29 protein-coding genes are annotated in these 25,948 nt (G+C 61.7%); 17 read left to right on the forward strand and 12 right to left on the reverse strand.

What is annotated here, in order from left to right:
• Window positions 1-18 precede the first annotated feature (18 nt).
• From ACWIKC_RS11465 to ACWIKC_RS11520, 12 genes are all read right to left on the reverse strand, one after another.
• Window positions 19-720 carry a hypothetical protein gene (locus ACWIKC_RS11465; protein ID WP_454597631.1) on the reverse strand — a complete coding sequence of 234 codons (702 nt, stop codon included), beginning with the start codon at window positions 718-720 and terminating at the stop codon, window positions 19-21.
• Window positions 717-2,219, reverse strand: a complete 1,503-nt coding sequence (locus ACWIKC_RS11470) for a hypothetical protein (RefSeq protein ID WP_454597632.1) — start codon at window positions 2,217-2,219, stop codon at window positions 717-719. The genes ACWIKC_RS11465 and ACWIKC_RS11470 overlap by 4 nt, the downstream gene beginning before the upstream one ends.
• Entirely contained in the window at window positions 2,216-4,579 is a 2,364-nt protein-coding gene (locus tag ACWIKC_RS11475) for a hypothetical protein (protein WP_454597633.1), read from the reverse strand. The genes ACWIKC_RS11470 and ACWIKC_RS11475 overlap by 4 nt, the downstream gene beginning before the upstream one ends.
• Window positions 4,576-5,856 carry a serpin family protein gene (locus ACWIKC_RS11480; protein WP_454597634.1) on the reverse strand — a complete coding sequence of 427 codons (1,281 nt, stop codon included), beginning with the start codon at window positions 5,854-5,856 and terminating at the stop codon, window positions 4,576-4,578. The genes ACWIKC_RS11475 and ACWIKC_RS11480 overlap by 4 nt, the downstream gene beginning before the upstream one ends.
• Window positions 5,853-6,299 carry a hypothetical protein gene (locus tag ACWIKC_RS11485; protein WP_454597635.1) on the reverse strand — a complete coding sequence of 149 codons (447 nt, stop codon included), beginning with the start codon at window positions 6,297-6,299 and terminating at the stop codon, window positions 5,853-5,855. Before ACWIKC_RS11485 ends, ACWIKC_RS11480 begins: the two co-directional genes overlap by 4 nt.
• The gene (locus tag ACWIKC_RS11490) at window positions 6,296-7,675 is read right to left on the reverse strand and encodes a hypothetical protein (protein WP_454597636.1); all 1,380 of its coding nucleotides are present in this window, start codon (window positions 7,673-7,675) and stop codon (window positions 6,296-6,298) included. Before ACWIKC_RS11490 ends, ACWIKC_RS11485 begins: the two co-directional genes overlap by 4 nt.
• Window positions 7,676-7,677: 2 nt before the next feature.
• On the reverse strand, window positions 7,678-8,088 hold the full coding sequence (locus ACWIKC_RS11495) for a hypothetical protein (RefSeq protein ID WP_454597637.1): 411 nt from the start codon (window positions 8,086-8,088) through the stop codon (window positions 7,678-7,680).
• A complete protein-coding gene (locus ACWIKC_RS11500; protein ID WP_454597638.1) occupies window positions 8,085-9,056 on the reverse strand; it encodes a hypothetical protein in 972 nt (323 codons plus the stop codon). The genes ACWIKC_RS11495 and ACWIKC_RS11500 overlap by 4 nt, the downstream gene beginning before the upstream one ends.
• Window positions 9,057-9,370: 314 nt before the next feature.
• A complete protein-coding gene (locus tag ACWIKC_RS11505) occupies window positions 9,371-9,733 on the reverse strand; it encodes a hypothetical protein (RefSeq protein ID WP_454597639.1) in 363 nt (120 codons plus the stop codon).
• A 148-nt stretch (window positions 9,734-9,881) separates the two neighbouring features.
• Window positions 9,882-10,160, reverse strand: a complete 279-nt coding sequence (locus ACWIKC_RS11510) for a helix-turn-helix transcriptional regulator (RefSeq protein WP_454597640.1) — start codon at window positions 10,158-10,160, stop codon at window positions 9,882-9,884.
• Window positions 10,090-10,581 (reverse strand): hypothetical protein, encoded by a 492-nt coding sequence (locus tag ACWIKC_RS11515; protein ID WP_454597641.1) that lies wholly within the window; start codon window positions 10,579-10,581, stop codon window positions 10,090-10,092. Before ACWIKC_RS11515 ends, ACWIKC_RS11510 begins: the two co-directional genes overlap by 71 nt.
• Before the next feature lie 30 nt (window positions 10,582-10,611).
• Entirely contained in the window at window positions 10,612-10,911 is a 300-nt protein-coding gene (locus ACWIKC_RS11520) for a hypothetical protein (RefSeq protein ID WP_454597642.1), read from the reverse strand.
• A 37-nt stretch (window positions 10,912-10,948) separates the two neighbouring features.
• On the opposite strand from ACWIKC_RS11520, the gene ACWIKC_RS11525 reads away from it, so the two are divergent.
• From ACWIKC_RS11525 to ACWIKC_RS11605, 17 genes are read left to right on the forward strand one after another with little or no spacing between them, the layout of a single operon-like run.
• Complete coding sequence (locus tag ACWIKC_RS11525) at window positions 10,949-11,281, forward strand: hypothetical protein (RefSeq protein ID WP_454597643.1); 333 nt, start codon at window positions 10,949-10,951, stop codon at window positions 11,279-11,281.
• A 33-nt stretch (window positions 11,282-11,314) separates the two neighbouring features.
• Window positions 11,315-11,602, forward strand: coding sequence for a type IV conjugative transfer system protein TraL (gene traL / locus ACWIKC_RS11530; RefSeq protein WP_034960277.1), 288 nt, complete (start codon window positions 11,315-11,317; stop codon window positions 11,600-11,602).
• 13 nt (window positions 11,603-11,615) lie between these two features.
• The gene (locus ACWIKC_RS11535; protein ID WP_454597644.1) at window positions 11,616-12,185 is read left to right on the forward strand and encodes a type IV conjugative transfer system protein TraE; all 570 of its coding nucleotides are present in this window, start codon (window positions 11,616-11,618) and stop codon (window positions 12,183-12,185) included.
• Window positions 12,182-12,997: a type-F conjugative transfer system secretin TraK gene (locus ACWIKC_RS11540; RefSeq protein WP_454597645.1), complete on the forward strand. Its 816-nt coding sequence runs from the start codon at window positions 12,182-12,184 to the stop codon at window positions 12,995-12,997. Before ACWIKC_RS11535 ends, ACWIKC_RS11540 begins: the two co-directional genes overlap by 4 nt.
• Before the next feature lie 44 nt (window positions 12,998-13,041).
• Window positions 13,042-14,319 (forward strand): TraB/VirB10 family protein, encoded by a 1,278-nt coding sequence (locus ACWIKC_RS11545; RefSeq protein ID WP_454599490.1) that lies wholly within the window; start codon window positions 13,042-13,044, stop codon window positions 14,317-14,319.
• The gene (locus ACWIKC_RS11550; protein ID WP_454597646.1) at window positions 14,316-15,188 is read left to right on the forward strand and encodes a DsbC family protein; all 873 of its coding nucleotides are present in this window, start codon (window positions 14,316-14,318) and stop codon (window positions 15,186-15,188) included. The genes ACWIKC_RS11545 and ACWIKC_RS11550 overlap by 4 nt, the downstream gene beginning before the upstream one ends.
• Entirely contained in the window at window positions 15,185-15,772 is a 588-nt protein-coding gene (locus tag ACWIKC_RS11555; protein WP_454597647.1) for a hypothetical protein, read from the forward strand. Before ACWIKC_RS11550 ends, ACWIKC_RS11555 begins: the two co-directional genes overlap by 4 nt.
• Window positions 15,769-18,312 carry a type IV secretion system protein TraC gene (gene traC, locus ACWIKC_RS11560; protein ID WP_454597648.1) on the forward strand — a complete coding sequence of 848 codons (2,544 nt, stop codon included), beginning with the start codon at window positions 15,769-15,771 and terminating at the stop codon, window positions 18,310-18,312. The genes ACWIKC_RS11555 and traC overlap by 4 nt, the downstream gene beginning before the upstream one ends.
• A complete protein-coding gene (locus ACWIKC_RS11565; protein WP_454597649.1) occupies window positions 18,309-18,689 on the forward strand; it encodes a hypothetical protein in 381 nt (126 codons plus the stop codon). The genes traC and ACWIKC_RS11565 overlap by 4 nt, the downstream gene beginning before the upstream one ends.
• Window positions 18,682-19,068: a TrbI F-type domain-containing protein gene (locus tag ACWIKC_RS11570; RefSeq protein WP_454597650.1), complete on the forward strand. Its 387-nt coding sequence runs from the start codon at window positions 18,682-18,684 to the stop codon at window positions 19,066-19,068. The genes ACWIKC_RS11565 and ACWIKC_RS11570 overlap by 8 nt, the downstream gene beginning before the upstream one ends.
• Window positions 19,065-19,586, forward strand: a complete 522-nt coding sequence (locus ACWIKC_RS11575; protein WP_454597651.1) for a S26 family signal peptidase — start codon at window positions 19,065-19,067, stop codon at window positions 19,584-19,586. The genes ACWIKC_RS11570 and ACWIKC_RS11575 overlap by 4 nt, the downstream gene beginning before the upstream one ends.
• Window positions 19,583-20,221 carry a type-F conjugative transfer system protein TraW gene (gene traW, locus ACWIKC_RS11580; RefSeq protein ID WP_454597652.1) on the forward strand — a complete coding sequence of 213 codons (639 nt, stop codon included), beginning with the start codon at window positions 19,583-19,585 and terminating at the stop codon, window positions 20,219-20,221. Before ACWIKC_RS11575 ends, traW begins: the two co-directional genes overlap by 4 nt.
• On the forward strand, window positions 20,218-21,231 hold the full coding sequence (traU, locus tag ACWIKC_RS11585) for a conjugal transfer pilus assembly protein TraU (RefSeq protein WP_454597653.1): 1,014 nt from the start codon (window positions 20,218-20,220) through the stop codon (window positions 21,229-21,231). Before traW ends, traU begins: the two co-directional genes overlap by 4 nt.
• Window positions 21,228-21,977 carry a type-F conjugative transfer system pilin assembly protein TrbC gene (gene trbC / locus ACWIKC_RS11590; RefSeq protein WP_454597654.1) on the forward strand — a complete coding sequence of 250 codons (750 nt, stop codon included), beginning with the start codon at window positions 21,228-21,230 and terminating at the stop codon, window positions 21,975-21,977. Before traU ends, trbC begins: the two co-directional genes overlap by 4 nt.
• A complete protein-coding gene (locus ACWIKC_RS11595) occupies window positions 21,974-23,698 on the forward strand; it encodes a conjugal transfer protein TraN (RefSeq protein ID WP_454597655.1) in 1,725 nt (574 codons plus the stop codon). Before trbC ends, ACWIKC_RS11595 begins: the two co-directional genes overlap by 4 nt.
• Window positions 23,695-24,510 (forward strand): conjugal transfer protein TraF, encoded by an 816-nt coding sequence (locus ACWIKC_RS11600; RefSeq protein WP_454597656.1) that lies wholly within the window; start codon window positions 23,695-23,697, stop codon window positions 24,508-24,510. Before ACWIKC_RS11595 ends, ACWIKC_RS11600 begins: the two co-directional genes overlap by 4 nt.
• On the forward strand, window positions 24,500-25,948 hold the full coding sequence (locus ACWIKC_RS11605; RefSeq protein WP_454597657.1) for a conjugal transfer protein TraH: 1,449 nt from the start codon (window positions 24,500-24,502) through the stop codon (window positions 25,946-25,948). The genes ACWIKC_RS11600 and ACWIKC_RS11605 overlap by 11 nt, the downstream gene beginning before the upstream one ends.

Raw genomic sequence — 25,948 nt, forward strand, 5'->3', positions numbered from 1 at the left:
AAGGAGAAAGCCAGATTTTTAGCTTGCATCAATGTAGTCTTTGCAGAGCGCCTGAGCATCGTGCGGAAGCGGAGGAGGGGGTGGTGGCCGTGACGCCAAAGCTTCCGGATCGGGCCGCGGCGCTTGCGGGGTCGGGAAAGGTGCAGGTCCTGGCCTGTAGCCGGGCGGCGGCACCCATTCTGGTGGAGGTTTTGGGAACATTATCGCGCATTCACTTTCGGCGCTGCGCATAGAGACGCTGGCGAGTGTCTGGAGAACCGCCTCACAATCTTCGTCATTGCGGCACGTGCCCCAGAACAGCGGCTGTTCCTCCTGCTGCCAGATCGCCGCCGCCGCGCTATCCTCTCCACCGTAATGATTGGTGATCAAATACCGTTTGGCGCCGTCATCCAGTTGTTTGCGAAAGGCAGGCTTCCCGTTGATCGTGATCGGTTGGCCCCAATCACTGCCGGGCAGCGCCGCACCAAAGTGATCGACCACATAATCAAAGCGCAGATCGCCCGCGCGCCATGCCAGATGGACGCTGTCATCGGCCAAGGGGCATTCGCTCGCCCGCGCATCGCACGGTTCGATGGCTCCTTCTAATTCGAGCCCGACAGGGAAGACGAACGACATGCCGTCCAGCGATATACCCGACGAAGATCTGATCTCCGGCTCCGGCACCGTGATATCGGTCGGCTCGCCGCACCCTGCCACAGCTAGCAGCGCTGCGAGGGTCAACCGCCGGGACATTGCAGACCCTGTCCGTCAAATGTCAGCCGCGCGCCTCTCGGGCTGATGTTGAATCCGCCTTCCCATCCCGCCCAAGAGACCCTGACAGAACTGTCCGGCGCAAGATCACACCCCAGAACGCCATCTTCTGCCGCACAGGTCGCCGCACTCTCTCTTCCGAACAGCCTCATTTCGCCAAGCCGGCCTTGCTCTGGCAAATCGGCAAGACTAGCGGCTTCTTCGCGTCCAAAGCGAATGCAGTCGCCGTAAGCGAAAGGGTCCGGCTCGGGCTCCGGCGGCTTCCTGACCGGAGCCGGGATGGCGGTTCCTTCGGCTACCGCAGAGAGCCGCGCAATCAGGCTGGCAGTCGTCTCATACCAATAGGCATCGTCCTGCGCGGGATCGCTGGGCAGGCCGGTTAGGCCCATATAAAGCGTACCGTTCACCAATGGACCGTCAATCACATCCACCCCGCGCGGATTGTTACGTAGCTGCGCCAGGGACGCCGACGTGCCGGTTACCTCCAACTCCGTAATCAGTGGTTCTGAGGTGTTGTTGCGAAACCGCGATGCTGCTTGCGCCACCAGCCACACATGCCGACGGATCAGCGCATCGTTGTCCAGCGTCTCGGTAGTGATGTCGGCTTGTATCTTAGCGGCCAGAATTGAGATCGCGTCAGAGGCAGCGGCGTCCCGCGCGTCGGACAAGGACCGCTCGATCAGGCCAGAGTCCGCAAACCCGACAGGAACCCGTGTTTCATCGATCAACTCGCCATTAACAAGCCGAACCGCGAAGGGAGCAAGCCCGGTATCCCGAAGCCAGCGCCGAGCATCCCGTTCACTCAAGGGATTGTGGAAACGCACAACCATGCGGTTCGCTGCAAATTCAGACAATGAGGGTGCCGCTGGCGGCTCTGCCTGGAGCAAGCCAGACCATGCGAGCCAGCCTTCGCGCGTGCCCAGTCCAGCCTGCACGAGCGGGAAAGCTGCTGTGATTAGGTTGTCATACAGAGCAAAGCGACCAAGCAGCCGACCATCGGCATCGCGGAAGACAATGTAGGATTCGCCTTGGCGAATTGCGAGCCAGCCTGGATGGCAGGAGGTCATGGAGTAATTGCCATCCGCCTGCGGCACGAATTCCACCGGGTAAGGAAACGGCGTCACCCGCCCTTGCTCATCAACCCAGTGCTGCGCCTCGATATCGCGGTGCTCCGGACCTGAAGCGCCCACAAACAGCGAGAAACGATCAGGCGAATTGCCTTTCAGCCGCTCGATCACATGAAATGTGGTCACCGGGTTGCGCCAGTTCGGGTCGCTGCCAAAGGCTACGCGGGTCTCGCCCGCTACGGCGATATCGACCGTGACTGCCGCCGCTGCCATCTTCCCGGTAAAAAAGCTTTGCGATGCTGCGCCCACTGGCTCTGGCGGCTGAGTGTAGAGACAGGCACTGGCGCCCTGAGGAGCAAGCGCAGTTGCGCACAGTGTGAGTGCGATGAGCGATTTCTTCATTTCGCTTCCTGTCCAATGACACGGAAGGAACGAGCGATAGGCAACAATCGCTCGCGTAGCTCGGAAAGTTCAATCGGCTCGGGATAAATACTGACCGGACGAACCATTTCGCTTTCGTCAATCAGCGATGGCGGCACCCAGGGGATTGAGACAAACCAGCGGCCTTCGGTTCGCGCCGCGCCCTCGCCCCCCTGCACATAGGACATATGGCGATAAAGCGCATCGTTGAGATGCAGCACCCATCGCGATCCAGGTTCAAGCGAGTTTGGCAGACCGGGCAGCAGCACCGGCTCGTCCCCACCCTGCCCATAGACGCGCTCGCCTGCTTCATTATCGCGCTCTCCCGATGCGAGCCGTTGACGCAGCTCACTGCCTGGGAACTCGGTGCCAGATAGTGTTTCGATTACCCGCCAGCGCACGGAAGAGGCAAATCCATCCGGCCCGTTGTCGAAGATATCGATACCGACCGGCTCGGCAATCACGATATCCGTGGCAAGCACTGCCCGCTTCTCCACCGTCGCCCGCCCGTTCATGGCCTCCATCGCCTCGATCGGATCGAAACCCGCGCGGCGCAGATCCTCGATCCGTTCCAGCGTCTGGCCGTAAGCAATCATGAAATGCGTTTGCTGGAGCGAACCTGCTTTTGACGGCTTGCTGGCAACCATGCGGCCTTCGGTTTCGCCGGGGCGTGGCGGTTCGGGCCGCATGATCGGTGTGTCTTCGACCAGTGCCCGGATTGCGGCGAAATCGGGATGCGCCTCTAGCGGATACCAGATTGCGTCCGGATCGCGGCGGATCGGGATGTCCTGCTGGTAAACGGCGGACTGGTTTGCCATCTCCAGCCGCACCAGCTCCGGAAACTTCACACGACCATCCATTCCTGCGCGGGACAGCGCGGCAATGTCACGGGGACTGACGCCGACGTAACCCTCAATCTCGCTAATCCTGACATCCGCCTCGATCTCGGCTGCAGCCAGCTGTGCGGAAATATCATCGCGGGCCGCATTGAGCGCATTTGCGCCTTGAGGCACCTCCTGCCCTGTCACAAATGGGCGCAGATCAGCAGGGGCGAGGCTATCGAGCGTCACTGCCTCGGTATGGAAAACGTGAGCGGTCGCCTGTCCCTCGTCGATATAGATTTGCGCCACTAAATCGCCGCGTTCCATCATCACTCCGTCGCGCCAGGCTTGGAGCTCCGCAAAACGCGCTATGTCGGCAGCATAATCGGCTTCCGCCGCCGCTCTGCTGCCCAATTCGCGCTCGCGATCGGACAATGCGGCTTCCTTGCGCTGCGCATCCCATAACTCGCGCGGCACGATCCCGCGCACCACGCGGTAAGGGCCGGGACAACCATCAGTGCCGATTGCGTTGGTTGGCGGCGCCTCTTCGTTTGGCTGAAGGCCCATCAAGACAACATCGCTATCCGCATAGACCTTCGCGCCGGAAAAACGGTTCAGCACCGCAACACGGTCAGGATGGCTCAGGTCAAGCGCCACGCTCTGTTCCCAAATCGCGATCTTGGGCTTCTCGTCTTCGGGTTCGAGCCACAGGCAGCCATCGCGCAGCGCCAGCCGTGCGGGCACATCAGGCACGCGCACCAAGGTGCTAATTCCGCCATCGGTGCGATTGGCAAATTGCGGGAAGCTGCGCACCCTCGTATCGCCTGCGGGAATTGGCGGCGCAGCAATTGGAAAAGGGTTTGGCTCGTTGAAGATCACATAGTCGGGCAAGTCGATCTCGCCGCGAGCAGCCGCTGCGCGAATAGGGTCGGCGCTTTGGCCCAGGCTGATCTCGACAGTGCCTTTAGTTTCGTTAGCGCCCGCACCATACCAATCAATGCCTAGTCGTATCAGGTCATTCACGATGCGATCCTGCGTATCGCGAAGCTCAATCTGGGAAGGCCCTGCCCTCTCTACAGGAAAAAACAACGGATCGCTGGTGTATTTCGCAAGCGTTACCGCCGCGTCTCGAGTGAAGGCAACCGCCACCCCGTAAGCAGGCTCGTGCTGGATCCAGAGCCCGGCAAAGGTATCCGGCTCCTGTTCGCGGAGCACCATTTGCAAATTACCAATAGAGTCATCAGCCGCGCCGGGCGGAGGCGGCGGGCCGGGTTCGGTGCGCGGGCCCGTCGAGCCGCGCAGCTGGATTTCGATACGCCTGTGCGCTTCTTCCACGCTGACACAGTAGGAGCGGGCATATATGGCAGTCTCACCAAACTCACCTGTGAAGTTCTCGATCCCGTCGATTTCCTCGGCGGTTAGATTGGGGCAGGTTTGCGACAGCGGCTTCTCGTCCTGTGCCAGCGCGGGCTGCGCAAAGGCGAGGGACAACAGGCTGGCGGTGAGGTATTTGGATTTCATTGCGATTGCTCCACGGGGGTCGGATCGGCAATCCGGCCAAAGAAAATCAGAGCGCCGCTGAATCGGTCGCGAATTGTCAGAAGAAACGGCCGATCCACGATCATTTGTGGCACGTCGGGTATCATGCGTGATCCCGTCACAACGATCTTCACTGCTGTCACAGCCGCCGCCTCGGTGCCTTTCTCGTCTACGCGCAGGAATGTGGCGTGGACCACATCATCGATTGCGAGCGGGGCGTTCGACATCCCTGAAAAGTCAGCACAGGTTTCGGTGAACGCACACGGAATTCCTGCCGCGATCAGGGCATCTCTTACGCTGGCGTCAAAACGCGCCTCGAACCGGGGCAATCGCAGGAGAATGTTCTGACGCTCACCTGACTGGAGATCGAAATCGGCTTCGCAGCCCTGAAAGCCGCTGCAAAACGCGAGGCGATCAATATCGCTCTCCCAGCGGCGAAGCGTGCTTATATCCTTGGGGAGAAACACTTCCATAACGAAGCGCCCGTCCCCATAGGGCAGTGCGACCGACTGCCCGTCGCGGGTCTCGCGATATTGCATCGATCCGAGACGTTCCATCATGTAGATCGGCACCTTAGAGCCGTCTCCGCGGGTGAACTCGCCGGTCGTCCCATCTTCGAATGGCACGGTCCAGTCGGCCTTGAACCATACCGCATTGGTCAACACGGCGGCGGTCAAGTCGTTGAAGCCGCTTGCTTCGACAATTTTTGTGATCCGCTCGCGCGTCTGCTCGCTCACCCAGCCATTGATGGTGTCCGCCGAACCATGCGGATCGCCCCCGAAATCGACAGCCTGAGCGGTTGCCCCAAACCCTTCACTTGCCGCGCGCAGATATTCAGGCTGAAAGTCCAGTTCGTCGGACAGCCACATCGCGTTCGCAACCGAAAGTGCGACCTTCTTGTCGCCAGTGTCGGTAAGGAAGCGATTGTAATCGCGCACCGAGGTTCCGAGGCGGGTCGCTGCATCCCAGCCAAGCAAGCCGCGCAGCTCTGTCTCGGTTTCTCCGCGCGCACCCGGCAGAGCTAGGCCGATCCCCTCACTCAAAGACAAGGGCGAGATGAACAGATTGTCGTTGGGCTCAGCGCTTGCCGCCAGCTTTGGATATAGCCGCGCGGCAATCCTGGCCTGCCCGGCGGTGATCACATACGGGATTGCGCTGGCTTCGCCGGTCGATGTGGCACCATCGGTCGGCAGAGTCGCGCAGCTTGCAAGCGGTGTGGAAGCTGCGAAAACGCAGATCAAAGCTACCTTGCGCATCATCGTGAAAAATCCTTGTTATCAAGCTCGGCAGAGTTATCTGGAGGCGGAAGAGGGGCGAAAACATTCTGCGCCTTAACCAAATGCAGCGTTTTGCACGAAGTGTCGCTGACTTCGCTTCTCGCAATCAGTTGCCCGGAAAATCCGGCATGTCGTCCTACGTAAAAAGTTGTCTCTCCGTCGGTAAGTATTTGACCGTCGAACCCAAAGCTGTCCGGCATGATGACCCCGGTGGCGCCGCCCTCATAATCGCGGACAAACAAACATCCGTCTGCATAGTCAAGAATCCCGCCCGCACCTTCCAAGACCGGAACTTCGCCTGTTATTGCTGGGTAGGTGTCGAACTCGAAAGGTGGTGCGACGGCGGAACTCTCACTTTCCGGCGAGCAGCTGACAAAACAACCAAGGGCGACCGTAACCGCCGCATACGGAAAGCGGACTTTCATCGATCCTGCTCCAAAAATTCTTTGAGCCAATCCGGTAGCGGTCGCATCCAGCCTTCGGGCGTGCGGCAGATAAACTGCTGCGGGCTGCTGCCGGGCGGACATTCGGCTGCGTCCATCACAGGACGCGGCGGGCTATTAAGATATGCTCCTACAGGCAGTGGCGGCAGGGCGATCCCATTTTCGTCTCGCTGGACGGGCTGTGCTGCCTGTCGCCTTTCCAGCCAGACAACAGCACGTTCGGCCTGATCTGCATCGATCCCATAGGAACTGCGCAGCGAACGCACGGTGCTGGCCCGAGATGATACGGCGTCCTGCGCGCTGCTTGCAGCTGCGCTAGCCGTTCCGCCAACGGCAATCACGGTGCTGCTGCCGCAAGCAGCGTGGATCGGCCCGACCAACTCCGGTGTGCTGACCTCATTGACAGATCCGGTAAACGTCACTGCCTCACCCACCCGCGCATATCCGGGCCAGCCATCGCTGCCGAAAGCCAAATAGTTGTCAGAGTCAACAAACAGCTGTGCGCCTAGCGGGAATAGCACCAATGCATTGTCACGGTCCGGCGCGCGAAAGCAGCCATCCTCCAGTGTAATCAACACCCGGCTCTCAATAAGATTTACAGAGCCCTGCGGACGATCTGCGCGCGGAAATATGCGGATATGCGGTGCAGCGATGCTTGGCACGGCGTCATCTTCAATCGCCGGTCGCGGAGGATTGTTGATGGGAACCACCGGCGCAGTGTTGAAATGCAACGTGACCGATTCCGGAATGGTCACACCCTTGCGCTTAACCAGCGCGCGGAAATCCGCTTCGGAAACACTGATGTAGGCATCGACCTGACTGGCTCCAATTCCGCTCGACTGTATGACCCGGTCATCCCCGAACGTCGCCCACATCCAGTCAGCGTCGGCCATCATCTGTTCCATCGACCAGCGCACAGTTTTGCCGAAAAACCGTGGACGTTGCGTGTATTTGCGCAAAGTTGCTGGACCAGCGCGCAGGAACTGAAATACGACCGACGGATCGCCTTCGTTTTCGTAATAGACCGACACAAAATTGCCGCGTTCGGCCCGGCGCAATCGGTCCTGCAAAGCAGAGACTTCGTCCATTACACTGTTCTGGAAGTCGGCAACGCGCTGGAACTGCTTGCCCGCGGCGATCTCCTCAGCAGTCGGCGGTTGCGGTTCAACTGGCTCAGCAGGAGTGAATGGCGCAGGCGGCGCGCTGCGAATAGTGGCATAGCCTGCCGCGCTAAAACCCGCGTGGAACGGCGGGCTATCGCCTTGTGATGATACGCCGCCGCTACTGGCCGAACATCCGGCGAGCATTGCAGCGGCCATAGTCAACATGCTTCTTCTCTTTGCCCCAGTCATGGACATATTTACTGTTCCTTCATGCCATGCAGCCGCATCACATCTTTTGTCGGACATCCAGCCGGGATGGTAACTCCAAAGAAACTCTCGATGTCGGCAATCGGCCACCCTTTGCCGTTCTCACGCAAAAGCGCTGCGCCGCCTTGTATTGGGACATCCAGCCGGACACTCCCTTGCGCGCGAGGGTCGATGATACGGGTTCGGTCCTCGCTCAGCTTCACGCCGGGGTCGAACAGCACAGTCGCTGGCCGGTCGCCGCCCGTGACAATGCAACCTCGCTGAAGTTCGATGGAACCGTAGAAGCCGGCCTCCCCTCCAAATGCGGGTCGCGCGATGTTTATGGGATTGCCGCCTCCACCATGAGCGACACAGCCAGAGAGCATCAGCACAAAAGAAACTGCAAGCCTGTGGCGCATCATCCTGTGCCCGGAAGTGTGGGCGGCGTTGGCGGAATATGCATGATCATTTCGCACCACGTCAGCTCCGCGTTGCCGCCGCGCAACCGATTATCTGCCAGCAGCTTCTCTTGCTCCAGCAGGCAAGCATTTGCCTGAGCCATCGCCTCGGCTTCATTCAAACCGTCGCGCGCGGCATTTTCCTTCACAGCGTGCCACACCCCGCCATAGCCCGCAGCCTGATTGAGCGAATTGACCGTGACAACGCGGTGCTGCCCGCATGCAGCAATCAGTGCGTCCGGCGGATCGGATACTTCGCTGCGAGACCCGAGCTGCATTCGCGAGCCGACCCGGGCAAGGCGGGTCGTCTGGCCGGAATGGCGTGAGCGGAACGCCAGATGTCCTTCATCGTCGCGATAAATGCCGATACCGAGCGGGAACATGGCGAGCGGATCGTCTTCCCCGTCCTCATCAATAAAGAAGCAACCATCACGCAGCACGATCGCATCATAGGTCGCGATGTCGGGTGTTGGTCCTGCCAGCACCGTTTCTGCAGGCAGGTATCTGATCGACGCCTTCAAACTATCTGGCACAGCAGGCAAATCAGGCTCTGCCCAATGACTGACCTTCAGTATAAGATTGGTCGGAACATCCCAGCCGCGCTCGTCCCGCATTGCTTCGAACGCGTTGCGCGAGATCCTGATATCGAGCCAGGGGGCGTCCATGTTACCGAAGCCGGGAGAGGCAATATCTTGGCCAATGCGCTCTGCCCAATCCCGCGCGACGCGGTCCTGATCGGTGCGCGCGAAATCGCCCCTAGCCGGTTGGAACAGCGTGTTATCTGTGTAGCGCCGGAGCGACGATGTCGGCTTGTTTACGAAGTAGACGATGCCGGTGACAGTCCCCAATCCGCCACTCTGTGGTCCATCCGCCCAGCGCCATTCGATCCCGCCGAAATTGCCGATTTCACCCGCCTTGAGACGGCGCAGCATTGGCAGGTGCTGATGCTCCAGCCTGTCGGCAAACTGCCAGCGTCGATCATGGACCGTGGGCGTGTAGGGTTCAGGCCCCAGCCGAGTAATGGGCGTGTAAGGCGGAGCCTCAAGAACGGTCTCATAAGAGTTCGAGGTTTTTGTAGGCGAGGCATCGCCGGGTGCGGAACATGCTGCGAGGAGCATAGATGCTAAGATACTAAACCGGATCATAACCACCCCTCCATGTTACAAGGTAACATAAATAAGGTTCTATGAACCTTGGATAAATAAAGGCTGAGCGTGATCTAATTGGCGTAGCGACGGCTGCACACTCACGCTTCGCGGCAACGAACCCAGCGCTGGCGACCAGCGCGCCACACGGAGCCGTCATAGGTGTGGCTCGCTTCGTTCCAGCTGGCGATCAGGATCAATTCTTCAGTGATTGCATCTGGCGATACCAGCGCAAGCCGCAGCTCAGACGCGCTCAACCACCACTGCGTTGCAGTTACAGCGATCTCTTTGCGCCCCTCGACAAGCCGCGCCAGGAACAATCCGGCGCTCGGCACATGTCCGAAGCCAAGGGATACTATAATGGGCTCATCTCCCGCAGTCCTACACGCCAAACCCCCGGTCGCCTGAGCCGGTGAGCTGATCAGCAGAAACGTGAGGACAGCGATTGAAAAGAAATGTTTCACGGTGGTGGTTCTGGAACGCTCATCATGAATGGCGAATTGCTTGTTCGGTGGGAAGGTTGTTGACCAAAAAAGCTGTCCGCCTCTTTATAGGCCTACTTTTTGAGCAGATTACTTTAAAGCCGACGGTCCGCAACCGGCCCTCTTTTAGTCACTCCATTATACCTGCAATCCATTCATCGATGTCATTCTCAGCCCAGGCTACTGAGTAGCCCCCAAGATGTATCGGCTTCGGAAACTTCCCGTCGGCCATCCAGCGATAGATCGTCGAACGGCCTAGCCCGACCCGGTGCTGAACCTCTGGCAAGCGGATAAGCCGCGTGACCCGGCGAGGCGCGGTCGCTCCTTTTTCGACCTCCTCACCCACGAGGGCCTCCTTCGGCATCGGCGAAGACATCACCGAGCAAGGCGTCCTTGCGTTCGAGTTCATCGATGTGATCGGATAGAAGTCGAGCGACACGGTGTGCGGTGCCCTTCGCCCAGCGTGGCTTCACATCGTGCACCTGGTTGCCGAGAACACGTTCAAGCGCAAATGGAAGCTCACCAGAGAAATCCTCATAGAACAGTGCGAGGTCAGATTGCAGCCAGTCAATCGCGTGATCGCCGCCGCTGACTAGGAACAGCAGCAAGTGAGCATGCGGTGCGACGCCGCTCGCAGCAAGAATCCGCAAGGCTTCTCCAAGACTTGCCGAACGCTCGCCAAGAAGAACCCTTCGAAGGGCATCTCTATGGATCTGCGCGTCGCGTGCGATGTCGCAGCGTGCGCGGCCGCTGGCTTCGACAGCGGCGAATAACAGCCGGGCAAGATCGGCGCGAACCTGTTGTTCGGCAAAAAGCGCCATGTCAGTCATCGACGATTCCTTTCGCATAGTGGTGATGACTCACCGGCTATCCCGAAAGGAAACCTGTAGGAAAACGAAAAGAACAATTGAGGAACATAAAGGAAGCTGCGAATCAGAATCCTCCGGTGATTCGCGCAGATAGCGGTCGCCTCGGCGCGTTATCCAGCAGGCTCCGCGCAGAACCGGGCTGAGTTGGCGCTGCCAAGCAGTCAGACCGCGCAAATACCGGTCCGAAGCCTTTCCAATGTCGGTTTTTGCTTGGTCGATCGGACCGAAACGCATTTCCTGATTTCCTACAGGCCAGCTCCGGAGAGAGGAAAGAACATACAGCGAACGCATCGCTGGCTGATGTTCAATCCTTTCGGAGTTTCCACCCATGACCACCAAGACTGCCCTTCCGGTCCAGCGCCGCACCCAAAGCCGCATCCCGGGCCGCGATTATATCCTTCCAGCCTGCGTCGCGCTGGCATGTGCCGGCGCCGCTTTTGCCGGCGCAGACACCACCTTCGATCCTGCGCTGAACCAGTTCACCGACTTCCTCGAAGGCTCGGGCGGCAAAATCATCACCGTGCTCAGCCTTGCTGCTGGCCTGATCGGGCTTGCCTCGGGGCGCTTTTCGCTCGGCCAGATCGCCGTGCCGGTGGGCGTCGGGATCGGCGTCGGCACCGGCGTGCCGATCGTCACCTCGGTCGTGACCGCGGTCATCTGAACCCTGACCCGGTCACAACAGGAGGGCGGCATCATGGCCGACAGGTACCTTGTTCCACGGCGGCTCGACGATCCGGAGCTTATCGGCTTCTGGACCATCGACGAGTTTGCAGGGATTCTCATTCCCTTCGCCTGGGGCATTCTCGCGCAGCACATCTTCATCGGTATCGGCCTGGCCGCCGGAACCTGGTTTGCCTTGCGGAAGGCAAAGGCTCGCGGTGCCGGTTCGGCACTGGTGCATGCTGCGTACTGGTACCTGCCCGGGAGTTTCCTGGGGCTGAAAGCCACGCCGCCCTCCCACTGCCGCCTGTTGGCGGGCTGAGGGAGCACGATCCATGCACGCAGAATTCGCACATGAACAGGCGCAGGGTTTCCTGCGGCAACGCAACCGCTTCGCCGTGCTGGCTGGCGTTCTGGGCCTGACCACGCTGGCCAGCCTTAGCTTTGCCGCAACCAGCGACGAAAAGGTCGTGCTCGTCCCAATCACTGCCGAGCGGATCACCGTCTCAAGCGGCGGGCTCGACGCGCCCTATCTCGAGCTTGTTACCCGCGACACGGCGCTGATGCTGCTCAACCGGGCACCCGAAAGCCTCGACTACTGGATGGCCAACATCCTGAAGCTTGCTGATCCCGCCGCGCACGGCGCGCTCAAGGCCGAGCTCGTCCAAATCGTCGAGGAGCAGCGCGGCTCGGACATCTCCCAGGCCTTCGTGATCGCCGAAATCCATGTCGATCCCAAAGCCCTGACATCGACCGTCACCGGCACGCTCAAGACCTTTGTCGGCGCGCAGGTGATCGCGAGCCAGCGCCGCGCTTTCCGTTTCCGCTGGTCGAAGCGCGGGCTCAGCCTCGCACTCTCCGGCTTCGAGCAACTTCCCACCGACAAAGAGGACATGGACCAATGAGCCTTTTCTCATCCCCACTTGCTGCCGCAATCGCGGGAACGGGTCTTGCCTGTTTCGTGATCGGCGCAAACCGCCGCCCCGATCCCGGATTGAAGCTCACCGGGCTTGCCGTGCTTGCTTTTGCGCTTGCGCCGGTCCCGGCGCATGCCGACCAGTTCGTCGAGGCTGCCGACAACGCGACCATCGATTGCGAGCTGGCGCGCGGTGAACTCACCCGGATCGCGCTTATCGATGACGGCTTTGCCAATGTCTCGAAGATCGCGAGCGGCTTTCCCTACAACGACTTCCAGGTGACGCACGAGCCGGTGCGCGGGGACATCTATATCTCCGTGCCTCCGCAATTCGCGGCGGCGCGCGTCAGCTTCTTTGCTACCAGTAAAGCGGGCTACGTTTACCGGTTCGCCTGCCGCCTGGGCGGCGAGGAAGCGACCCAGCTTTTCATCACCAACCCCGCACTGGCAAAGAGCGAGGCGGCAGAATGGGAGACCGAAACCGGCCCGGAAGACACCGCGATCCACTTGATCGAGGCAATGGCAACCGATGCCGTCCTGCCCGGCTTTACCGCGCGCGCCGAGCTGTCTCCTCCGCGCCGTACCGGCGGGATCGAAGTCCAGCTTGTCGCTGAATACCAAGGCGACGCGCTTACCGGGCAGCGTTTCCTCATCCGCAACCTCGGCCAGGAAAACCTTGCGCTGGCTGCCGAGCGCGAAACGCCCGCAGGCGCGCTCGCCTTTGCCTATGGCCGCGACGCGCTCGCGCCCGGCGAAGCGACCAACGCCTTCCTTGTCTTTGCAAAGGGAGGGCTCGACTGATGGCCGAGGCACCAACACAACCGCAGAAGACCGAAACAAAGCCCATGCCGGGGTCTCCGCAAGCCCGCGAGAGCGGGCGGCGTAACCTCAATTCCCAGATCGCGCAGCGCCAGAAGCTGCTGCTCGCCGGGATCGGGGCCATCGCGCTCATCGGCGGCGGCATGTTCATCTTCAGCGGCGATGGCGACGACGCCGGAGTGGATGCAAACGGCGCGGCAACGATCGACACCGGCGGCCTCGTCAATCGCAACCTCTCGCAGCGCGAGTTCGTCGCAAGCTACGGCAACCGCCTCGACGCGCAAGGCCGCGCGATCAAGGACCTGGAACAAGCCCAGCTGCCAACCGCGCAAGTCGAAGAGGAACTGGAAGCGCTGCGCAGCGAGAATGCGCAGATGCGCTCAGACGGCCAGGCGGCGATCGACGCGATTTCTTCCGAAAACGCCGCACTGCGCTCGCAGCTAAGCGACCCGGCAAGAGTTTCTGCAGAGCCCATGCCCGTTGCTCCGCCACCTGCCTATGGGCCCGGCGTCGGAACAGGCGCAGCAATCCAGCCGCCGCAAGCCGGATCAGACGGACCGGGCGGACAGCTCAGCCTGATGAGTTTCGGTGCCGAGACAGGCAAAGACGGCAAGCCGCGAGTAGCTGAGACAGCGCCTGCATTGCTGCTCGAAGCGAGCCGCGAGTATTTGCCGCCCAACAGCTATGCGCCGGCAACGGTCATTGTCGGAGTCGATGCATCGACGGGCGTTGCAAGCCAGAGTGATCCGCTGCCCGTGGTCCTCAGGATCACCGGCCCGGCCCGCTCGGTCATGCGCGGCAACAAGCTGCTGACCACCGACATCACCGGCTGCCTCGTCAACGGCGCAGCGCGCGGCGATCTCTCGTCCGAGAAGGTCTACGTCAAGCTGGTGCGCATGACCTGCGCGCAGCCCGGCGGGCGTTTCGCGGTCAGCGAGGTCAAGGGGTTCATCTCCTTTGCCGGCAAGTCCGGGGTGCGCGGCCGCGTTGTCAGCCGTGAAGGGAGCCTTGTCAGCCAGGCGCTGCTCGCCGGGATTGTCGGCGGCTTCGGACGCGGATTTTCCGCCAACGCCAACGGCATTTTTACTGGGCAAGTGGGCAGCGACGGCCAGCGCGAAGCGCTCTCGCCAACCGACATTCTTGCCGGCGGCTTCGGCCAGGGTGCTGGCGAAGCCGCCGACACGGTCAGCCGCTACCTCATTGAACGCGCAGAACAATATCAACCAGTCGTCGAGATGCCGACCGGCATCGAGGTCGAGATCGTCTTTCTCGACGGCGTCCATGTCAGGAGCTCCTCCAAATGAACTACAATGACCACCGGCCGGGCCTGAAGACCCGTGCCGCCCACTTCGCCCTTGCTTGCTCAGGTGCCGCTGCCGTGCTCACACTCGGTGTCTCGGCTGTAACGGCCATGCCCGCATCGGCTTCCGCGCTGGCAAGCGATGTCGCGCAGGCGCTGAAGCTGCGGCTGCCCAAGACCCCGATCGATGCGATCAGCTGCGACAAGCTCGGACCATGGTGCGAAGTCGTTTCGGGCGACACGCTGTTCTACATCGATGAGACCGCGCGCTACCTGTTCGTCGGCCGGCTCTACGACATGGAAGAGCGGCGCGACGTGACCGCGGCTCGGCTTCTCGAATTGAATCCCGACCTGCTTGCCGCTGGTGCACCGCGCGCCGGAGGCGAGACGCAACCTGGCGGCGACAAACCTCCGGCCCAGACGGCCGCGGCTAACGTCGATCTCTCCACCCTTCCGGCAGCCGGTGCGATCCACTGGGGCAATCCCAAGGGCGAAAAGCTCGTGGTCTTCTCGGACTTTCAATGCGGCTACTGCCAGCGCCTGGCGGGCGAACTCGCCAAGGCAAAGGTCCATGTCGAAGAGCGACCGATTTCGATCTTCGGCGCAGCGAGCCGCAAGACTTCCGAAGCCGTGCTGTGCGCGAAGAATCCGGTCAAGGCTCTGCATGCTGCCTATGCCGGGCAGGCTCCGGCGAGTGCCAAGACCTGTGAGCAAGCTAAGGCGCTCGATGCCAACGAGGCCTTTGCCAAGGCTAACGGTTTTAACGGGACGCCGGTGATTGTGCGCGCCCGCGATGGGGCAGTGCTCCATGGCTACCGCGATGCCGCGACAATTCGACGCTTCGTATCCGGCGCGAAGGGAAGCGCGCAATGAGCCGGCTCCCGATCCTGCGCGCCCTCCTGCTGGCTGCGCCGCTCGTGATGGCGAGCGGATGCACCAGCCTCGGGAGCAATGTGAAAGGCAGTTTTGCCTGCCGCGCTCCCGATGGAACCTGCGCGCCAACCTCCGCCATCGATGCCGGGGCAACCGGCATCGACCGGACCGAAGTCGGGTACGCACATCGCCCCCTGCCGACGACTGGCGAAGCGGTTCGCCGCCTGCAGGTCGTCCTCGCAGCCTACCGCGATGAAGCGGGCCGCGAGCACGAAGCGCGGGTCGTGCACCTCACTTTGCCTGAGCCTGCGGGAACAGGCTGGCGCGCACCGCAAGGACGCCGGGACGTTCTTCGCTCGCTGGGCGCAAGCATCGCCGCAACTCGCGAGGACAACCCCGCACCTGATTCATGCCCGACAGAGCACCACACGACACAAAGATTGCCGGAACAGCTGTTTATCCCCTCGCAGCCCGTTCCGGCGATGCCCGGCGCAGACGCGCCGGAACCCGGGGGACCTGGCTCGTTTTCCCCTCCCCGCGAGCCGGTCCCCCACCCTGACATGCACGAAGGAGACAGCCAGTGACGCTATCCTTGGCCGCAGCACGCGATGCGCTATCGCGCAGGCTTTTTGCCGATACGGCGCGACCTGAAAAGGAGCGGGCGCATTTCGGGCTCGATATGCTCTCGGACTGGCTCCCTTACCGGGTCTATGACGAGGGCGCGAAGCTCTACCGAAATGCGCGCTCGAAAGGCTTCGTCCTCGAAGTCACCCCGCTGATCGGGGCTGACGAACAGACCGGCGAGATCCTCGGGCAGTTCTTCTCCGAAGGGCTGCCGCAGGGTGTTTGCCTCCAGGTTCTGAACTTCGCATCCCCGCGGATAGGCAATGTCGTCGCCCCCTGGTTCGCCCCGCGCTACGAGCAGGGCGGGATCTACGAGGCCATCGCCAGGGCCCGGACAAAGCGCCTGTATGACCTCGTCTGGAATTCGGGCTCGGCGCATGCGCCCTTCCATGCCCGCAATGTCCGGGTGATCGTCTCGCTCGGCGTGCCGGTTCCCGGCAGCGTGACCGATGCCGAGCTGTCCGAATGCCGCGAAGGCCTGATGGGCATGCTTCATTCGCTCGGGCTGCAGGCACAGGAACTGCGCCCGAACGGGCTGCTGGCGCTGATCGACGAGCTGACGTCGCCGACTACCGCCCACGAGCCGGATGTCCATGCCTGGAACCCGCACGATACGCTCCAGGCTCAGGCGATCCGCCGCGACATCGAACTCGAGGTCAATGATGATCGTATGATCCTGCGAACCGAACGGTTCCGCGAGACCGGGCGCGACGCGCACGGCCATCCCGAAGTTGGCGAATGCTACCCCGATCATTTCGACATGCGCCATTATGCCGTGCGCTCGACCCCAGAACGCTGGGCCCCCTGGGAATGCGCGCGGCTTATCGGCGACATGTTTGCCGACAAGCTGCGTTTTCCCTGTCCCACCGCGACCATGCTGTGCCTCGTCTATCCCGACCAGGAAGCAGCCTCGGCGCGAGCAGGCTTCAAATTCATGCGCACAACCAGCCTCAGCCAGACCAAGAGCGCAAGTTTCCTGCCCAAGCTTGCCGAGCAGTCGGCCGAGTGGCGCCATGTCCAAGGCGAGCTTCAGGCGGGCAAGAAGCTCGTCAAACTATTCTATGGCCTCACCAGCATCTCGCCGCTCGGCCAGGGCGATGCGCATGAGCGGGTGATCAAGGCGATTTACAAGGCGGCAGGCTGGGATCTCGCCGACGAGCGTTTTCTCCAGCTCCAGGGCCTCGTCGCAGCATTTCCGCTCAGCCTTGCCGACGGGCTTGCTGACGACATGGCGCGCCTCAAACGCCTGAAGACCATGCTCTCGACCACGGCGGCGCATATCGCCCCGATGCAGGGCGAGTATCTTGGCGGGGCCATCCCGCACTTGCTGCTTGTCGGTCGGCGCGGTCAGCCTTTCTGGTGGTCGCCCTTCGAGAACGACGCGGGCAACCACAATATCGCGATCTGCGGCAAATCAGGCTCGGGTAAATCGGTGCTGCTGCAGGAACTCTGCGCAGCCCTTCGCGGCGCCGGCGCAAAGGTCGTGGTGATCGATGATGGGCGCAGCTTCGAGCATTCGGTGAAGCTCCAGGGCGGCCGCTTCGTCGAGTTCACGCTTGCTTCGGGCTTTTCGCTCAATCCCTTCTCGATGGTCGATGATGTCCGCGCTCATGAGAACGAGGACTACCGGCTCGACTGTTTCGCGATGATCAAGGCCATGGTCGGCCAGATGGCCCGGCCCAGCTCTGCGCCAAGCGATACCGAGCGCGGCCTTATCGACCAGGCGGTGACCGCAACCTGGGAAGCGCTTGGCAGCGGCGCATCGGTCGATGATGTCGCGCATGCGCTGCAAAGCTCGGAAAGTGAAGCGGGGCGCGATCTTGCGACCGCGATCGCGCCGTTCTGCCGCGGCGGCAGCTACGGCGGGTTCTTCTCCGGCAAGGCCAGCTTTGCGCTCGATGACGATTTCACCGTCTTCGAGATGAGCGACCTTGCAAGCCGTGAAGAACTGCGAAGCGTGGTTCTCTCGGCAATCATGTTCATGACCGGACAGGCCATGACGCGCAGCTCGCGTGCCACCAAGAAGCTGCTGCTGATCGACGAGGCCTGGGCGATGCTCAAAGGCGGCTCGATGGGCGAGTTCGTTGAGACCTACGCCCGCACCGCGCGCAAATATGGCGGCGCTCTCGCGACTGCCACCCAGTCGCTCAACGATTACTACAAGTCCGATGGCGCGCGCGCAGCGCTCGAGAACAGCGACTGGATGCTGGTGCTACAGCAGAAGGCCGAGACCATCGCCGATTTCCGCAGCCAAGCACGGCTCGACATGGACGATCGGACCGAGACGCTGATCCGCAGCCTCAAGCGCTCGGGCACCGAGTACAGCGAGATCTTTATCAAGGGACCCGAGACCGAAGCGGTCGGACGTCTCGTGCTCGATCCGTTTTCGGCGACGATCTATTCCTCCGATCCCGACACCTATGCCGCGATCCAGGAATGCGAGCGGCGCGGGCACAGCCTCGCCGATGCGATCCGGATCGTTGCGGGAGACGCGCAATGATGAGCTCGCATCTTGCCGACAGGATCGAACCGGTAAATCTCAAAGCATTCCTGCCCTTCTTGCAGGGAACGTGTTTCATCCTGATCGAGACGACGCGCTTCGCCGCGACTTCGCTTCTCATCGCGCTTGGCCTGCCGCTCGCGCTGTTCCTGTTTGTCGCAGGCTGGGATTTGCACGCGCTTTTCAGCCAGCTCGGCAACCTGTCGGACCGCTATCTCGAGGCCGAAGGACTGCGCCGCAGCCTGTTCAGCCATGACCTCAAGATCTGCTTCCTGATCACAGCTGGCGCGGTGACGCTGTTTCGCATGCCGCGCTTCCTCCAGCGGCTCGCGGTCGAACTTGAGACCCATCCCAACAAGGAGCCGCTCCGTGACTGACACGAGCAGATTACAATCTTTTAATCAGCCGCTGCTGCTGAAGATTGCCGCCGTACTGGCCATCGCTGCCGCGCTGCTCTGGGCAGCATGGGTTAGCCGCGAGCTGACCGAGCCCCGCCAGGAAATCGTCACGGTCAGGCTTGCCGAGACCATTGCCGCTTTCGTCGATGCCGAAGCGCGCGAAACCCGCGATCCCGAGACCAGCCAGGCGCGCGTGCTCGCCTTCCTCAAGGCCTCCGAACGCGCAGTGACAGATATGGGAAGCAATGGCCGCGTGGTGCTGGTCGGTGAAGCGGTGCTTGCAGGCGGCGCGCCCGACGCGACCGATGAACTCCGCACGCGGATCGCCAGCCAGCTTGAACAAGGAGAAGCGCCATGAAAAGCTTTTCCAAGCGCATCATCCAGACACTCAAACGCCCGATCGTCCTCACTGCGTTGGTGCTGCTTCCCTTAGGGTGGAGCGCCGTCCATGCCTTTGCTAAAGATCACGCCTTCCTGATCAATGCCAGCCCGAGCCTGCCCAACTGGGCCTTCTGGCTCGACAAGCATGCGCGCATCGAGCGCGGCAGCCTGATCTTCTTCGAACCGCCGGCGAGCGAACTCGTCGAAGTCCATTTTGGCACAGGGCGCCAGCTCTTCGGCAAGCGGGTTCTGGGCGTGCCCGGCGATGTCGTGAGCCACCGCGGCCACGAGGTCTTCATCAATGGCCGCAAGATCGCCATCCGGCTCGATGAAACCCGCCTTGGCATCAAACTTCACAAAGGCCCTGAGGGTCCGATCCCCGAAGGCTGTTTCTACACCGGGACCGACCATCCGCGCGGACTGGACAGCCGATACGCCGAAATCGGTTTCATCTGCCGCGGCCAGATCCTCGGCAGCGGGAGGGCAATCCTGTGAGAAAGCTCCTGGCCCCATCGATCCTGCTTGCAGCCCTGCTTTGCCCGGCGCAGGCACTCGCCCGAGACTATGGCCAGCGCGGCACGGTCTTTCCGGTGATCGAACGCGACCTGCTCGAACAGATTCATTCCCGCCTTATGCAGATGGAACAATCGGGCGAGACTGCGCGCCTCAACGGAGAGCTGAAGCGCCGCACGATCGCCCGGGTGAACCGGCCGGATCCGGTCACCGGAATTGTCCGGGCTAGCGAAGCGCGGCGCTGGAGTTTCGATCCGACGATCACGCTGGCTGCCGATATCAGGGGCGCGAAAGGCGAGTTGATCCATGCCGCCGGCACAAAGGTCAATCCGCTCGACAGCGTCCAATTGCGCGGCGATCTCCTGTTTCTCGACGGCGATGATCCCGACCAGCTTGCCTGGGCGCTGACGCAGGATACCAATGCCAAGCTGATCCTGGTGAGAGGGGCGCCGCTCGAACTCATGAAGGCCCGCCAGCGCCGCTTCTATTTCGACCAGGGCGGCAAGCTCACGGCAAAGTTCGGGATCAGGTCAGTGCCGGCGCGCGTGCGTCAGAACAACCGGCTGCTCGAAATCAGCGAAATCGCATTGCCGTCCAGAAGGAGAACGGTGCGATGAAACTCTTTCGCAAACTCGCTCTTATGCTGGTTGCCGTACTCAGTCTTGCGACCGCGACGCCCGCCATCGCCGATGACGGCCCCGGCAAATGCACCGGCAGCTTCGTCAACCCGATCACCGACATCTGCTGGTCGTGTTTGTTCCCGATTTCGATCGGCGGGCTGGATATCTGGCCGTCTAGCCGGCCCGATCCCGACAATCCCGACCTGCCGTTATGTCTGTGCGGTATCAGGCCCGGCATCGCCATGGGGTTCTGGGAGCCGGTCCGGCTTGCCGATGTCAGCATGAAACCGTGGTGCTTCGTCAACCTTGGCGGCACGAAACTCGATCCCGGCTTCGATATCGGCTTCCGCTCGATCTCGGGCCCTTCGGCAGTGGGCGGTGCAAGCCAGTATTATTCGAGCTGGCACGTCCACTGGTACGCCTATCCGCTGATTTACTGGATGGAGATCGTCGCCGATTTCCTGTGCCTCGAAGCAGGTTCGATCGACATTCTCTACATCTCCGAAATCGATCCGCTGTGGCAGGACAGCGAACTCACCGCGATTATCAACCCCGAGGCGGTGCTGTTCGCCAACCCGCTGGCGCTCGCCGCCTGTGCCGCCGATTGCGCAGCCTCGACCGCGAATCTGCCGATCGACGAGATGTTCTGGTGCGCGGGCTGCCAGGGTTCGATGTACCCAATGAACGGCAATGTCTCGGCGTCGATCGGGCATGTTCAGGCCTCGCGGCTCGTGCTTTCGCGCTTCACCTACAAGCTCCACCGCGAACTGGTCTCCTGGGGAACGATGGGCTCCAAGGGCCTGTGCGGCAAATATCTGATGCCGGTCATGCGCAAGCAGCAATACCGCTTCCAGGCCACCAATCCCAATCCGGCGACGAGCGGACGCTACGCCTGCCCGCCGATCGGCACATCCACCACGCTTCAGGAACCCGGACAAGTCATCCCCTCCATCGGCGAGGACATGGGATACCTCGTCTGGCGCAAGAGGAATTGCTGCGCACTATGAACAAGCTTCTCATCTTTTTACCCGTTGGCCTCACACTCTCGCTGGGCGGCCTGGCGCTGGCCCAGAGCGATCCTGACGGCATCGACCTCGACAAGATTCGCGAGCGTGCAGCCCAGCATACCGAAGAGGCGCAAGCGCTCGCGACCAATGTCCGCGAACGCGCCGAAGCCCTGACCGAGGATGCGCAAGGCGTCCAGGTCCAGGCGCAGGCCAACCGCGCGTCCTATGCGGATAGTATCACAGTCACCGAGACGGACGCCGTCCTCGACTTCGACGCGATGATCGCGGGCCAGGCGGCAGCCGAGAAGGCATCGCTCGGGGCAAGCCCGCGCTTTATCGCCTTTGCCAGCCTGTCGATGCCGCCAGCGGCATTGAAGGCGCTTGTCCATGACATGACGCGGGCCGGCGGCGTCACCGTGCTGCGCGGCTTTCCGCAAGGGAAAAGCGAAGCCTTCAAGAAGCGACTCGCTGCGATCTGGAGCGACAGTAATGAGGCTGGATCGCTCGGCATCGATCCCCGACTGTTTCGCGCCTTCCAGATCGAAGCCGCGCCGAGCTTCGTCATGCTCAGCACCGACTTCGCGCCGTGCGACGGGTTCGACTGCACCAGCAACGTGCCGCCGCACGACCGCATCGCGGGCAATATCAGCGTTGGAGAAGTCCTCGAGACTTTCGCTTCGGGCCAAGGGCCAGGCGCGGAGCTCGCCCGCCTTCACATGAACCGCCTGCAAGGAGACCGGCGATGAAGCACTTCCCATTGCTTAGGGCAGCGGCATTCGCCGCCAGCCTCCTCGCAGCGCCCGTGGCAGCGCAGCAGCAGGACGCAAGGGCGGACGGCAAGACGTTCGGGGAAAGTCTGCGCGATGGCGCGCAGCGAGCCGCGCAAACCCAGCCCGACGCGGCGGACCTTCCCAATTATGACCGTAACGCGGTGCGCGGCCTCGAGGCGCTCAACGATGATCCCGACAGGATCGAAAGCAATGCGGCGACTGCTGCAACCAGCCACCAGGGATATCAGGCCATGCGCGACAGCATTGCCAACCGTGCCCGTTTTGACAGCGCTGAAATCGAGGAGGTTATCGCGCGAAGTCTCGCGATCAACGAGACCCCGCTCGAATACACCAGCGGCATGACGGTCACCGGCAGCAAGGGAGCCTGCGTCCCGCTACCACCCGGATCGGCGAGCGCGGGGACTTACACCGCCACCTGCAACACCGGCACCCGCATTGAGCAGTCGGCAGCGCAGTGCACGGTTCCGCTCATTGCAAACGTGACCCAGAACCAGCAATGGCACTATCTGTGCAACGACACTGGAGCGAGTTTCGGCTTCCCATGGTGTTCTGCCTTCGACAGCGCGTCATGCCAGATTACCGGGTACCGACCAGGCCCGTGTCTCCAGTGGTATGGTAGCGGACCCAATCGCTTCTGCTCTGAGCCTGGCGATCCGATCGCCGAGATTTCCTGCAATGCGCCCGATCCCCGGTATACGGCATATGCGGTAACCACAGACCGCACCGTCGATACGGTGCCGGACGAAAGCCAATGCCTCGGCCTGTCGGACAACAGTGACTGCACGCTCGATACCGAGATCTGCACTGACAGCTCTCCGCAAACACGGATTATCGACGGCGTATCGGTAACGCGGCCCTGCTGGGCTTGGCAGCGAAGCTATAGCTGCACCGCGCGAACACCTGCGAGCGATTGCGTTGAGATCGAAGACCACGGAGCTTGCCGCTTCCTGCGCGAGGAATGCCTTACTGACAGCACGCCATGTGAGACCTGGGAGCGAATTTACGAATGCCCGCTTCCGGCAGGCGATACCGAAGCAACCCAATATGTCTGCGACGGCGATGTCTACTGCATTGACGGCTCCTGCGAGACGATTGAGCGCAACGCGAATGACGAGTTCAAGGATGCGATCACCGCGCTTCATGCAATGGACGAAGCGCGAGGAGCGTTCGACCCTGAGACGCTGACGCTGTTCCGGGGCACACGCAACACCTGCTCCTCCAAGGTCTTTGGCGTGCTCAATTGCTGCAAGGGTAAGGGCTTTCCGCTGATCCCCGGGATCAGCCTGCTGGTCGCGCTCGGCTGCGACCGTGAGGAAGTGCTGCTCCACGAGCGCGATGCGCAAGGCCTGTGCGCCTATGTCGGGAGTTACTGCTCGGACAAGTTCCTCGGCGTCTGCCTGACCAAGCGCAAAGCCTATTGCTGCTTTGAGTCCAAGCTGGCGCGCATTCTCCAGGAGCAGGGCCGCCGCCAGCTGCCCAAGCCGTGGGACAAGCCCAAGGAAGAGCAATGCGAGGGCTTCACTCTCGACGAGTTCGCACAGCTTGATCTGAGCCAGATGGATTTCAGCGAAGTCTATGCCGAATTCACCGAGGCGGCGCGGCTGCCCGACGAGCTCGAGACCAGCATTCTCATCCAGCAAAAGATCGAAGACTACTATGCAAGGAGTGGCCAATGACTTGCCGCCAATTGATAGCCGTCCTGACATTATGGCTTGCTGCTCTGGCTCCCAGCCCGGCATTCGCACAGCAAACCCAAACGGCAGATGAGGCTGCTTCGGCTGACAGTCTCTATTGCGAGCAGCGCCGGCTCGGCTACTGGTTCTATTGCGTAAAGCCGGTGCCGGCAGCCGAGCCGGACGCGGCTGAGACTGCAGAAGAGGTTGCGGCAACGCAGCAGCTCGACGCGATCACCGGAGAACTGCGCGAGCTGAAGGCCCGCGCCATTCTCTATCCGACACCGGAAAACGTCACCGCGTACATCCGTTTCCAGCGGGCACAGCTCGACCGGGCATCCCTGTTCTCCGATGTCTGGCAGCGCGCGATCTGGCAGGATCCCGAACTCGACTACACGCTCGAACGCCCGGTCGGCGCGCTTGCCAAAAAGCAATGGCAGGACGCCCGTGCTGCCGACCGCGACGCGGTGATGGCAAGGCTCTCCGAGCGCTACGGCCTGTTCTATTTCTTCGCCCAGACCTGCGGCGCCTGCGAGGTCATGAGCCCGATCGTCAAATCGGTGGCGGACCGCTGGCACCTCACGGTGCGGGCGATCTCCACCGACGGCGGGCCGTCGCGGCATTTCCCCGATTACAAAGTCGAAAGCGGCCAGCGCCCCCGCATGGGCCTCGAGCCCGGGATCACCCCGGCGCTGGTGCTGTGGGACAGCGTCGCGAAGCGCCCGATCCCGATCGGTTACGGCGTGCTCTCGGCCGACGAACTCCAGGACCGCATCTACCTCCTCACGGCAAAGGAAGCTGGCGATGATTACTAGAATTCGAAACACGGCGCTGGCTCTTGCCGCAGCAAGCATGGTCGCAAGTCCGCTAACCGCCCCAGCCTCAGCCAATGTTGGCGACAGCATGGACCGCTTCATGGACGACATGGGCGCAGCGGCGAATGTCACAGGCCCGACCGCCTTCGAAGGCCAGTCGGCGGGCTATTACAGTCTCGGCAATGTCTGGACGCGCTTCCCACAGAAGACGACCAACATCGCCAATCTGCAACTCCCGAGAGCACGGGCAGGCTGCGGCGGGATCGACATCTTCGCCGGGTCCTTTTCGTTCATCAATGCAAGCGAGATGGTCGCGCTGCTGAAAGCGGTCGCCAACAACGCGGTCGGGTTCGCCTTCAGCCTGGCGATCGATACCGTCTGCCCTGAGTGCAACAAGATCATGCAGGAGTTCAGCCAGAAAGCGCAGCTGATGAACAATCTCTCAATCAACTCCTGTGAGATGGCGCAGGGGCTGGTCGGCGGCGTCTGGCCCAAGGGCGATCTGGCCGACAAGGCGATCTGCGAAGCAATCGGCAATTCCGAAGGTATCTTCACCGACTACGCCGCTGCCAAGCATGGATGCGGCACGCGCGGACAGCGCAGCTCAACCAACGAAAGCGCGGGAGCCGACTACGCCGATGTCAATCCGGGGATCCCACGAAATTACACCTGGCATGTTCTCAAGCAGAGTGCCTTCTTCAACCCCGGCGGCACCTTCGACCGTGACCTCGCCGAATATGCGATGACGCTCATCGGCACGGTGATCTATGTGCCGCCGAGCGACGATGAGCCGGGCAAGTTCGTACCTTTTGCAGGCGATGCCTCTTCGACGCTGGTGACGGCATTGCTCGACGGAACGCTGGGCCAGTCGGTGCGGGTGTTCCAGTGCGATGAGCCCGACCAATGCCTCAATCCCACCTTTCAGCAGATGAGCCTGACGAGCGCAAAAGCCATCCGGCCGCGCGTCGCGCGCCTGATTGGCAGTATGGTGGAGGCCATCCGCAGCGACACCGCGATTGGCGACGAGGAAAAGGAACTGCTCCAGGTGGCATCGGTGCCGCTCTACAAGATCCTGACCGTGCAGGCAGCCTACGGGCGCGGCATGCCCACTGACGATCGCGACACGCTCGCCGAGATCGCCAGCATCGACCTCCTCTATGCGATCCTAGAACGCATTACAGCCGAGGCCAGCCGGTCGATGGCGAGTTTCATCGCGGCTGATGAAGCCAAGCTCGCAATCTGGCGCGCCCAAGTTGCCGAAGTGAGGTCCAGTCTCGCCCAGCGGCAGGCGACCGGCCAGGCGCGGGTCTCGGCGATCATGCAGATCATCGAGAAGACGGCGATGATCGAGAACATGCTCGCAGCCTCGATGTCCCCGTCGATGGCCGCCGCACTCGACTGGTCGCGCGGGATGCAGTCCCGCTCCATCATTCCATAA

It is taken from the genome of Qipengyuania sp. SM2507, assembly GCF_053714505.1.